The organism is Paraburkholderia sp. FW306-2-2C-D06C (assembly GCF_058781505.1).
In genome coordinates, this window is record NZ_JBYSWU010000024.1 from 69528 (window position 1) to 80428 (window position 10901).

The 10901-nt window shown below is 68.0% G+C and carries 8 protein-coding genes and 1 riboswitch; of the genes, 4 read left to right on the forward strand and 4 right to left on the reverse strand.

From position 1 onward, the window contains the following. The first annotated feature begins 31 nt into the window (after positions 1 to 31). Together AC3WLT_RS19410 and AC3WLT_RS19415 are read left to right on the forward strand one after the other, a co-directional pair. Positions 32 to 1174: a metallophosphoesterase family protein gene (locus tag AC3WLT_RS19410; RefSeq protein WP_492593313.1), complete on the forward strand. Its 1143-nt coding sequence runs from the start codon at positions 32 to 34 to the stop codon at positions 1172 to 1174. Continuing rightward, positions 1171 to 3795: an AAA family ATPase gene (locus AC3WLT_RS19415; RefSeq protein ID WP_492593314.1), complete on the forward strand. Its 2625-nt coding sequence runs from the start codon at positions 1171 to 1173 to the stop codon at positions 3793 to 3795. Before AC3WLT_RS19410 ends, AC3WLT_RS19415 begins: the two co-directional genes overlap by 4 nt. A gap of 60 nt (positions 3796 to 3855) precedes the next feature. Here the strand turns inward: AC3WLT_RS19415 and cobJ are convergent, their stop codons facing one another. From cobJ to AC3WLT_RS19435, 4 genes are read right to left on the reverse strand one after another with little or no spacing between them, the layout of a single operon-like run. Continuing rightward, complete coding sequence (gene cobJ / locus AC3WLT_RS19420; RefSeq protein WP_492593354.1) at positions 3856 to 5574, reverse strand: precorrin-3B C(17)-methyltransferase; 1719 nt, start codon at positions 5572 to 5574, stop codon at positions 3856 to 3858. Continuing rightward, complete coding sequence (locus tag AC3WLT_RS19425) at positions 5571 to 6302, reverse strand: precorrin-2 C(20)-methyltransferase (protein ID WP_492593315.1); 732 nt, start codon at positions 6300 to 6302, stop codon at positions 5571 to 5573. The genes cobJ and AC3WLT_RS19425 overlap by 4 nt, the downstream gene beginning before the upstream one ends. Then, entirely contained in the window at positions 6303 to 6929 is a 627-nt protein-coding gene (locus tag AC3WLT_RS19430; RefSeq protein WP_492593316.1) for a precorrin-8X methylmutase, read from the reverse strand. It lies immediately after the preceding gene. After that, positions 6922 to 8412, reverse strand: a complete 1491-nt coding sequence (locus AC3WLT_RS19435) for a ferredoxin-like domain-containing protein (RefSeq protein ID WP_492593317.1) — start codon at positions 8410 to 8412, stop codon at positions 6922 to 6924. Before AC3WLT_RS19435 ends, AC3WLT_RS19430 begins: the two co-directional genes overlap by 8 nt. A gap of 86 nt (positions 8413 to 8498) precedes the next feature. Then, positions 8499 to 8677: riboswitch (cobalamin riboswitch) on the reverse strand. Between the two features lie 84 nt (positions 8678 to 8761). Here AC3WLT_RS19435 and cbiE point away from each other — a divergent pair. Both cbiE and AC3WLT_RS19445 read left to right on the forward strand, forming a co-directional pair. Beyond that, a complete protein-coding gene (cbiE, locus tag AC3WLT_RS19440; protein ID WP_492593318.1) occupies positions 8762 to 10000 on the forward strand; it encodes a precorrin-6y C5,15-methyltransferase (decarboxylating) subunit CbiE in 1239 nt (412 codons plus the stop codon). Beyond that, on the forward strand, positions 10000 to 10901 hold a 902-nt coding region (locus AC3WLT_RS19445; RefSeq protein ID WP_492593319.1), incomplete at its 3' end, for a cobalt-precorrin-5B (C(1))-methyltransferase. The genes cbiE and AC3WLT_RS19445, both read left to right, overlap by 1 nt.

Below are 10901 nucleotides of genomic sequence, written 5' to 3' on the forward strand. Positions count from 1 at the left end.
CGACGATGGAAATGAACGGAATGGAGGCACAGTGATCAGGTTTCTGCACACCGCGGACTGGCAGATAGGCACGCAATTCGGCCAGTTCGAGCCGGACGAAGCGGCACACCTCGCAGAAGCGCGCTTCGAGACCGTGCGCCGGATCGCCGAGGAAGCAACGGCGCGCAAGGTCGACGCCGTGCTGGTCGCGGGCGACGTGTTCGATCAGCAAACCGTATCGGACACGGTGATTCGCCGTTTGTTCGGCGCGCTGCAAGAGTTCTCCGGCGCATGGATCATGCTGCCGGGCAATCACGATGCCGCGCTGGTCGAAAGCGTCTGGACCCGCGCGCAGCGTCTGAACTGCATTGCGCCGAACGTGCGGGTGGTGCTCGAACCCGGCGTGGTGGCGCTCGACGCTTGCCGCGGCGCTGTGCTATGCGCGCCGCTCACGCAACGCATCACATACGACGACACGACGGCCTTCTTCGACGCCGCCGAAACGCCGCCCGGCTACTGCCGCGTGGGGCTTGCGCATGGCAGCGTCAGCGGGATCCTGCAGGAGGGCATCGATTCGTCGAATCCGATCGCGCCGACGCGCGCGGCGAGCGCGCGTCTCGACTATCTCGCGCTCGGCGACTGGCACGGCCGCTATCGTGTCGACGAGCGCACCTGGTATGCCGGCACGCACGAGCAGGACCGCTTCCGCGCCAACGATCCGGGCTTCATGCTCGACGTCACACTGACGGAGCCTGGCGCGTTGCCGGTGGTGGAGGCGGTGCGGGTCGGCAAGTATCAATGGCAGCGGTGGGAAGAACTGATTTCGGTGCCGACCGATGTGGATGCGCTGAAGGCGCGGCTTGCCGCGTTGGGCGCCGCCGATGTGCTGCGCCTCGTGGTGAGCGGCACAGCCGCGCTGGCCGAGGCCGAAGCGCTTCACGTCGCGGTGGAAGAGGCCCGCGCACGCGTGCGCGCATTGCGTACCGATCTGGGCGGCCTGCAAGTGCTGCCCACCGCCGACGACCTCGCCGAGCTCGGCGCGCAAAGCGGCTACCTCGCGAAGGTGGTGGCACGTCTGCGCGGCTTGCAGGAAGACCCGCAGGCCGATCCGCAACAGCTCAAGCGTGCGGCGGAGGCGTTGCTGCTGCTTGCGCGTTTTCAACGTGAACTGCCGCGCGAAGCGAGGTCCGCATGAAGCTCGAAAGTATCGCGATTCAGGAGTTCAAGCAGTTCACGGGCCGGCTCGTCATCGACGATCTGCAGCCCGGGCTCAACCTCTTCACCGGCCCGAACGAGGCCGGCAAGAGCACGATCGCCGAGGCGGTGCGGGCCGTGTTCCTCGAACGCTATAAGGCGTCGCATCTGAAAGATCTGCTGCCGTGGGGCAAGGCGAGCGGGCAGCCCTCGGTTGAAGTGACGTTCGACCTCGACGGCGCCGCGTGCAAGCTGTCGAAGCACTTCGTCACACGGCAGCGCTGCGATCTGAGCATCGGTCAGGCCGTGTTCGGCGAAGACGAAGCCGAAGACAAGCTTGCCGCGCTGCTCGGGTTTTCACGTTCGGCGCGCGGGCCGCTCAAGGCGGAGAACGCCGGCGTTCCGGGCTTGTTGTGGGTGCAACAGGGTGGCACGCAGGAGGTGCGCGATTCGACCGGCCACGCGGCGCAATATCTGCGCGATGCGTTGTCGCAGTTGTCGGGAAGCAACCAATCGGCGGGCGAGGACGCGTTGATCGCAGCGGTGCAGCGTGAGCTTCGGCAGTTGCTGACCGCGCGTACGCAGAAATCCACCGGGCCGCTGGCCGAAGCCGAGCAGGCGTTGGCGGCGCTTACTGCCGAGCGCGACGAGCTGGAGCAACAGCGTCTACAGTTCGAAGAAAACATCGCGCGTCTGGCGACGCAGCAGGAAGCTTTCGACGACGCGCAACGCAAGCGGCCCTGGGAGCTGCACGAGCAGAAGGCGGTGCAGGCGCAACAGCGCGCCGATGCCGCGGCGGAACTCGAACGCAGTCTTCAGGGACTGGTGCAGTCGCTGCAATTGCATGAAGCGGAACTGGCGCTGTCGTTGCAGCAGGAGCAGGGCGCGACGGAACTGGAAGCCGCGGTCGCTCGCGAGCGGCAACAACTCGACGCTGCGAGAGTCAGCGTGTCGACTGCCCAGAATGAGCACGACGTTGCGGTGGCGCGTGTTGCGCAGCTGGAGCAGGCGTATGCCGATGCGAACCGTGCGCTCGAGCTGGCTAACGCCGCTGTCACGGCCGCCGATCTGCGCAGTCAGATCGCGCTGCATCGTGCGGAAAGCGAGCGGCTCGACGCGGCGATTGCCGCCGCGACAACCGCCAACGAGGCGGTGATCGAGGCCACCCGTTCAGCAGCCGCGCTCGAAATCGACGTGACGCAACTGAAACGGCTGCAATCGCTCGACACCGAATTGACGGTGCTGCGCGCGCGAACCGAAGCCGCGATGACGCGGATCGAATACCGGCTGAACGGCACGATCACGGTCGGCGATGCGCGAGTGACCGGCGAGGGCGTGCTGCGGCTCGACGAGGAGAAGCGGATCGGTCTCGGCGAACTCGGCGAATTGCGCGTGATCCCGGGCGTGTCCGATCTGTCTGCGCAGCTGAGCGGGCTGGCGTCGCTCGAGGTCCAGCATGCGCAACTGTTGCAGACGCTGGGTGTCGCATCGCTGGGCGAAGCGCAGGCGCGTCACGAGCAGTGGAAGACGCTCGTCGCGCAGCAGAAAAGCCAGGCGAAGATTCTCGACGTGCACGCGCCGCATGGCGTCGACGCGTTGCGCGCCGCCCTGGCTTCGGCAGCCGTGCGATTGCAGACATCGAACGAACGTCTGGCGACGTTGCCCGATGTTTCCGCCGCGCCGCCGCTCGACGACGCACGCCGCGCTGCCGACATCGCCCGCGATGCGCTGGAAACCGCCAGAAAAGTGCTGGCGCGGGCCGCGGAAACCAGAACGACCGCCACGGCCACCGCTGATTCGCTCGCTGGGCAGTTGCAGCGCAAAGAGGCGCAACTGAACGACGCCGCGTTCTGCCGCAGCCGTGCGCTCTGGCAAACGAAAATCGTCGAGCAACGCGTGCAGGTCGAGGCGTTGAAAAAGCAGCTCGCAGGACGCGAGCGCGAGCTGGAGGCGGTACGCCTGGATGACCCTGCCGCCGAGGTGAAACGCTACCGGGCATCTGCCGAACTCGCACGCAGCGAACAGCACGAGCGGCAATTGCGGATCGCTCAATTGCGCAGTCAACTCGAAACAGTCGGCGCGTCGGGACTCGGCGAGCGTCTCGCTGCTGTGCGAGCCGCGGTGGAGCAGGCCACGCGGCGCAAGGACGAACTGAGCTTGCGCGCAAGCGCGTTGAGTTTGCTCGATGAAGTGCTGGTCGACGAACGCGATGCGGCGGTGGCGCAACTGCGCGCGCCGCTGACCGAACGTCTCGGGCATTATCTGAAGCGGATTTTCCCGCAGTCGACGATCGCGCTCGGCGACGATCTGAGTCCCGCGACCCTCGATCGCAACGGTCGCGCCGATACGCTCGACGCGTTGAGCTTCGGCACCCGCGAACAGCTCGGCATACTCACGCGGCTGGCGTACGCGGATCTGCTGAAGGCGTCCGGCCGCCCGACGTTACTGATGCTCGACGACGCCGCGGTGCACACCGACGCCGCGCGGCGCGATGCGATCAAACGTGCGCTGATCGACGCGGCGACACGTCACCAGATCCTGGTGTTCACGTGCCATCCGGAGCTTTGGGACGATCTCGGTGTGAGGCAGCGGGCGATTGATGATTTGAAGGTGGCGGCTTGAGGGGCGCGGTGGTCAGGGGCGTGACGTGCGCCGCGGTAAGCCTTGAGGGCGCCCGTCGATTCACTCATACCAGCGCGGCGTATAAACCCACTCGCCGGACTGCCCGTCATCACGAGCAACCCCCCGCGTCGTCGACGACCCGACGATCACCATCGTCCGCATATCCACATCCGGCGAGCGAAGTTCGCCGAGCGTGGTCGAACGCAGCGTGCCGCCGGGCCTGCCGACATCGCGCCCGAGCACCACTTTCGTAGCCGCCGCGCGATATTCCCGCACGATATCCAGCGCCTTATCAAACTGCCACGGTCGTGCGCGAGAAATCGGGTTGTAGAACGCCATCACGAGATCCGCTTCGGCCGCGTGCCTGAGGCGCTTTTCGATGATCGTCCACGGCTTGAGGTTGTCGGATAGCGACAGCATGCAGAAGTCATGTCCCAACGGCGCGCCGGCTTGCGCCGCCGTGGCCATTGCCGCCGACACACCCGGCACGATCGAGAGCTCGACGGCGGCCCAGTCGGCGTTCTCCGCGCCGTCCAGCGCTTCGAGCACGGCAGCCGCCATCGCGAACACGCCGGGATCGCCCGACGACACCATCGCCACCGAACGTCCCGCGCTCGCCAGTTCGAACGCATGACGCGCGCGTTGCATTTCCTCGCGATTGTCCGTGCCGTGCACGCGCTGATCGGCGCGCAGCGGGCCGGCCATCTTCACGTAGGTGTCGTAGCCGAGGATGTCGGTCGCCTCGTCGAGCGCCGTGCGCGCCGCGGGCACCATCAGATCGGCGCTGCCGGGACCGAGGCCGATCACCGTGAGGCGGCCACGCGCACGGCCAATGCTCGCGGGGTCGATAGCAAGCGGCGCCAATGCCAGCGCGATGCCGGCATCCGCGTCGTCGTGCAGCGTTTCGTAGGGGATGCGCAGCGCGGCGTGTAGTAAGTTACTCGGCGGCTCGCCGTCTTCCGGACGCGTCTGAGCGAACCGTAACGGCACATTCAAACTCGCGGCCGTTTCGGCCAGCGCCGGGTCGGTCATCCGCCCGGACGAAGCCAGCAGCGCCGCAAGAGAAAGCGTGGCGAGGCCATGCGTGTCCAATGCTTCACGCACACGCCCGGCGATCTGTGCGCCCGAACCCGAACCCGACCCCGTGACCGCCGCCACCACGCTTCGCGGATGAATCACCAACTCATCGGTCCGGCCATCCCACGCGCGCGGCGTCACCCGAATCGCGAGACGCGCCGAGCCCGAACGTGGCAGTTGCGCGTCGTCGAGCCACGGCGCTTCGCCTTCGATGCGGGTGCTTTCGCCGGCCAGCAGATCCGACACGAAACGCTTGCCTTGCGCGAGATCGGCGAGCGCATAGCCTTCGGGCGGATTGAGCACGCACGTGCCGAAGCGCAGTTCGCCGCTCGTCGTGATCGCCGGCGGTACGGCCAGCGCCGCAGCGATTTCGCGCGCCATCAGATTGACGCCCGCGAGTCCGCCGAGCAACGGCACGACCGCGCTGCCGTCTTCGGCGACGGCCAGCACCGGCGGCTCGACGCCCTTGTTCGACAGCAGCGGCGCGACGCAACGAATCACGATGCCGGTTGCGCACAGCGCGACGATCGGCGTGCCGCGCGCATACAGCGCGCGCAGGTGCGCGCCGAGTTCGGCGTACGAGACGTCGGCTTCGACGCGTCCCTGTAAAGCGTGCACCTGTGCGCCGGCATAGAGCGCCTGCACGCGCCGCGCGGTCGCCAGCGCGCCCGTGCCGAGAATCACGATCGCGGGCGGCGTCATCCTTGCCATTTTTCCCCCGGCACCACGAGCAGCGAAAAATACGGCGACGCCATCGGATCGACTTCCGCGAGCGGCACGATGCGCTGGTTGCCCATCGTCGCGCGTTCGACGTAGAGCGCGCGATCCGCGAGACCGAGTTCGCCCAGCACGCGCCGCACCTTGTCGAAATTGCGGCCGAGTTTCATCACGACGGCGGCGTCGGCATCGGCGAGACGGCGGCGCAATTCGTCTTCGGGCAACACGCCGGAGAGCACCGACAGACTTTGATTGCGATACACCAGCGGCGAGCCGAGCACGGCTGCGCCGCCGAGCATCGAGCACACGCCCGGCACCACTTCGGCTTCGAAGCGCGCGGCGAGCCGGTCGTGCAGATACATGTACGAGCCGTAGAAAAAGGGATCGCCTTCGCAGATCACCGCGACGTCGCGGCCTGCGTCGAGATGGGCAGCGACGACTTCGGCGGCGGTGTCGTAGAAGTCGGCAATGATCGCTTCATACGACAGCGGCGGTTCGAGCGCTTCGGTCGTGACCGGATAGACGAGCGGCAGATGCTGTTGCGCGTCGTGCAAATGCGCTTCGATGATGCTGAACGCGTTGCCTTTCTTGCCCTTCGCGACGAAGTACGCAACCACCGGCGCGGCCTTCAGCAGACGCAGCGCTTTCAGCGTGATCAATTCCGGGTCGCCGGGGCCGACCCCGAGTCCGAACAAACGTCCTTGCACGCTCATTTACTCGACCTCCGTAGCCAACGCATTGACGGCGGCGGCGGCCATCGCGCTGCCGCCGCGTCGTCCGTGGACCACCACGTAGGGCACGCCGCGGCTGTCTTCGGCAAGCATGGCTTTCGACTCCGCCGCGCCGACAAAGCCGACCGGAAAGCCGAGGATGAGTGCGGGCTTCGGCGCGCCGGCGTCGAGCATGTCGAGCAGATGAAACAGGGCAGTCGGCGCATTGCCGATCACGACGACGCCGCCGGCCAGATGCGGACGCCACAATTCGAGCGCGGCGGCCGATCGCGTGTTGCCGAGTTCGCGCGCCAGCGACGGCACGTCCCTGTGCGTCAGCGTGCAGATCACTTCGTTGTTCGCGGGCAGGCGCGCCCGCGTGATGCCTTGCGCGACCATGCCTGCGTCGCACAGAATCGGCGCGCCTTGCGCCAGCGCCGTGCGGCCCGCGGTGCCTGCACCCGCGGAGAAAGCCAGATCGTCGATCACGTCGACCATTCCGCAGGCGTGGATCACGCGCACCGCGAGTTTCTCGAGGTCGGCGGGAATGCGCGACAGATCGGCCTCGGCGCGAATCGTCGCGAAAGATTGGCGATAGATCTCCTGACCGTCGCGAATGTAATCAAGCATCTAAAGGGCTCCGGGCCAATTGTTCGAGCATGTCGGCGGCCTGTTCGATCGTCAGTTGGGGCGCGACGCAGCGGCCGAAATCCGGCGAGGCGTCGCGTCGATACAGGTCGTAGGTGCCGGGCGCCACGGCCAGCAACGTGTACGGCGCGCAATGCGCGGCCGCGCACGAGCGCGGGCAGCCGCTCAGATGGACGTCGACGCCGTCGGGCAGGCGGGCGGCTAGCCGCAGCGCGTCGGCTTTGGTGTCGGCGGGACTTTTTACGCAGCCGGTCGAGCCGGCGCAAGCGATCAAACGTGCGATGGGCTGCGCGCGATCGCAGGCAAGGCCTAATGCTTCCAGTTCGGCAAGCACGGCCGGCACGGCCTTCGAGGCGATATCGGGCAGCAGCACACTTTGCCAGGGCGTCATGCGCAGCGTGCCGTTGCTGTGCTGGCGCGCTAGCGCGGCGAGGCCGCGCAGCGTCGCGGCGTCGAGGCGTCCGAGCGGCGGCTGGCCGCCCACGTGCCACGTTCCCGCGACGCGTTGAGCGTGCGCGCCGAGCCGCAACGCGGCATCGGCGGGCGCGCCGCGATGCCAGTCGGCGAGCGACGCGTCGCGCGACAGCGGGAAATCGGCATACGTTTGGGCACGCTGCAATACTGCGTCGGCGGAATGCGTGGCGAGCAGATGGCGCATGCGGGTGGCGTCGGCGGCGGCCAGATCGAGGAACGTGTGCAGAAGCGCGCGGACCAGCTGAACGACTTCCGAAGGCAAGACGGTGGCGAGGGCGCGTGTGCCGGTCGCGACCGGGTCTGGCGACGCGCCGAACGAGCCGTCGCCAGCCGCGTGCGCGGCAACATGCGCGGCCGCCGCATTGGCCGCCGTAGGCGGACATCCCGCCAGGCCAAAGACGAACCGCACACCGTCGCTCGCCGACGTCGCCGCGAGCCAGACGTCATGCGGATGGTCGAGCCTCGCAAGGCGCTCGCCGCCGTCCAGCAGCAACGCGAATTTCGGCGATAGCGCCGCAAAACGCGCTTCGCTTTGCAGCAGCGCGAGAAGCCCGGCGGTCAGCGACGTGGTGTCGTACAGCGCGGACGAATCGCGTCCCGCGGCGGGGCTGACCATCACGTTGCGGATATCGTCAGCGGCGCATGCCGACAATACTGCCGCCGCATCCATGCCGCTGCTCGCCGGAGCCGGCCCGAGACCGGCTGCCACCAGAGCCTCGATCAACGCCGCTTCGTGCCCGGGCCGCACGCCGCGCACTTGCAGATTCGCCCGGTTGGTCACTTCAATCACGCTGGCGGCGTGCCGCTCGCTCGCCTCGGCGATCGCGGCAGCCTGCGCGGCGCTCAATGCGCCACCGGGCAATTTGATCCGGCAAATCCCGCCGTCGCGCGCGGCGACGATGCGCAACAGCCCCGGACAAGCCGAAGGCCGCGGCGCAACGGCAGCGGTAGATAAAGCAGCGGAGGGCGCAGCGTGATTCAAGACGGACACCGGGTTTAGCGTCGCGCGACGGCCCGGGCAACCCACCCAAAGCGGGCATGGCTGCGGCATCGGTACACCCCGCCCGATGCAGGCTGGCACGAACAATCTCGCCGGCAGGTCTCCTGGCTGGCAGGTCACGGTCCGCCGCTGCCTTCCCGGTCGAACCAGTGGCGCGGAGCGCAGGCGGACTCGCTGCATACAGTTGCGGGGGCAGCCACAGTGGCACTGTGTTCCCTCTTCGGCCCCGAAGGGCACCGGCGGCTGTATTATGCCTTTTTTCGAACCGCACAACGAGGCTGGACGCTTTGATCGGCGTGGCACAGCGCATTATTTGAAGATACGGAATGAGGATGGATGCATGTCGGCGTGGCTGACCGTGGTGGGCATAGGCGATGACGGCTTCGCCGGCTTGGGGCGGCCCGCGCGGCGCGCTTTGCTGGAAGCGTCGGTGGTGTACGGCGGCGAGCGCCATCTGGCGATGCTGCCCGCGCGACTTGGCGCGCGCCGCGCCGCGTGGCCGCGTCCGTTCGATCTCGCGCCTTTGCTGGCGGAGCGCGCCACCCCCGTGTGCGTGCTGGCGAGCGGCGACCCGATGCTGTTCGGCGTCGGCGCGACGCTGGCGCGGCAGCTGCCGGCCGGCGAGTTGCGGGTGTTGCCGGCGCCGTCGTCGCTGTCGCTGGCCGCGGCGCGGCTCGGCTGGCCCTTGCAGGACGTCGCGACGGTCTCGCTGGTGGGCCGGCCGCTGGCGACGCTGAACGCCCATCTGCACGACGGCGCGCGCGTGTTCGTGCTGAGCGCGGACGGCGGCACGCCCGCGGCGCTCGCCGGCTTGCTGAACGCGCGCGGCTTCGGCGCGACCCGGATGATCGTGCTGGAACACCTGGGCGGCGAGTTGGAACGCCGGATCGACGGCCGCGCCAATCAATGGCCGGCGGGCGACGTGGCGGCGCTGAATCTGATCGCGCTCGAATGCCGCGCCACGGAAGGCGCGCCGCGTTTGCCGCTGACCTGCGGCTTACCCGACGACGCGTTTCGCCACGACGGCCAGTTGACCAAACGCGACGTGCGCGCGATCACGCTGGCGCGCCTCGCGCCCACGCCCGGCGAATTGCTGTGGGATGTCGGCGCGGGCAGCGGTTCGATCGGCATCGAATGGATGCGCGTGCATCCGGCGTGCCGCGCGATCGCGATCGAGCGGCATGCGGAGCGCCAGCGTTTCATCGAACACAATCGCGATGCGTTGGGCGTGCCGGGTCTGCAACTCGTGGCGGGCCGCGCGCCTGAAGCGCTGGACGGACTGCCGGCGCCGGATGCGGTGTTCATCGGCGGCGGCGTGACGGCGCCGGGCGTGCTGGATGCCTGCTGGGCGCGCCTGCGTGAGGGCGGCCGGCTGGTTGCCAATGCCGTGACCTTGCAAGGCGAGGCGGCGCTGATGACGTGGCGCGCCCAGCATGGCGGCACGCTCACGCGCATTGCGCTCGCCGACGCGCAACCGCTCGGCGGCTTCGACACCTGGCGTCAGGCATTGCCGATCACGCTGCTCGACGTGACCAGGCCCGCCGGCGATGCCGCGCGCCACAAGCATCGGCAACCGTAATGCGCGACGAAACACCCGAACAACCCGCGCGGCTGCGCAGCGGCTACACGACCGGCTGTTGTGCCACCGCGACGTCGCTCGCGGCGGCGCGTCTGCTGCTCACGGGCATCGTCAGCGAGGTCGCGGAAATCGTGTTGCCCAAGGGCCAGCTTGTGCCGATGCCGCTGGTGTTCTGCCGTCTGACCGCCGACGGCGCCGAAGCCGGCACTGTCAAGGATGCGGGCGACGATCCCGACGTGACGCACGGCGCGATCGTGTTCGCCCGCGTGCGCCTGCGCGCCGAACCGGGCGTGAGTTTTCATGCGGGACCGGGCGTCGGCACCGTGACGCGCGCGGGTTTGACGTTGCCGATCGGCGAACCGGCGATCAATCCGGTGCCGCGCAAGATGATGACCGAGCATCTCGCCGATCTGGCCGCGGAACACGCATATGGCGGCGGTTTCGAGGTGACGATCGGCGTCGAAGGCGGTGAAGAGCTCGCGCTGAAGACGATGAACCCGCGTCTCGGCATTCTCGGCGGCCTGTCGATTCTCGGCACTACCGGGATCGTGCGGCCGTTCTCGTGCTCGGCGTATATCGCGTCGATCCAGCAGGGCATCGACGTCGCGCGCGCGAACGGCTACACGCATCTCGCGGCCTGCACCGGCAACGCCAGCGAAGACGCGATGCGCGCGCATTACGGCCTGCCGGACATTGCGCTGATCGAAATGGGCGACTTTGTCGGCGCGGTGCTCAAGCACATGAAGCGCGCGCCGGTCGAACGCTTGAGCATTTGCGGCGGCTTCGGCAAGCTCAGCAAACTGGCCGCGGGGCATCTCGATCTGCATAGCCGGAATTCGAGCATCGATCTGGCGCAACTGGCCGTGTGGGCGTCCGAACATGGCGCGGACGCCCCCATGCA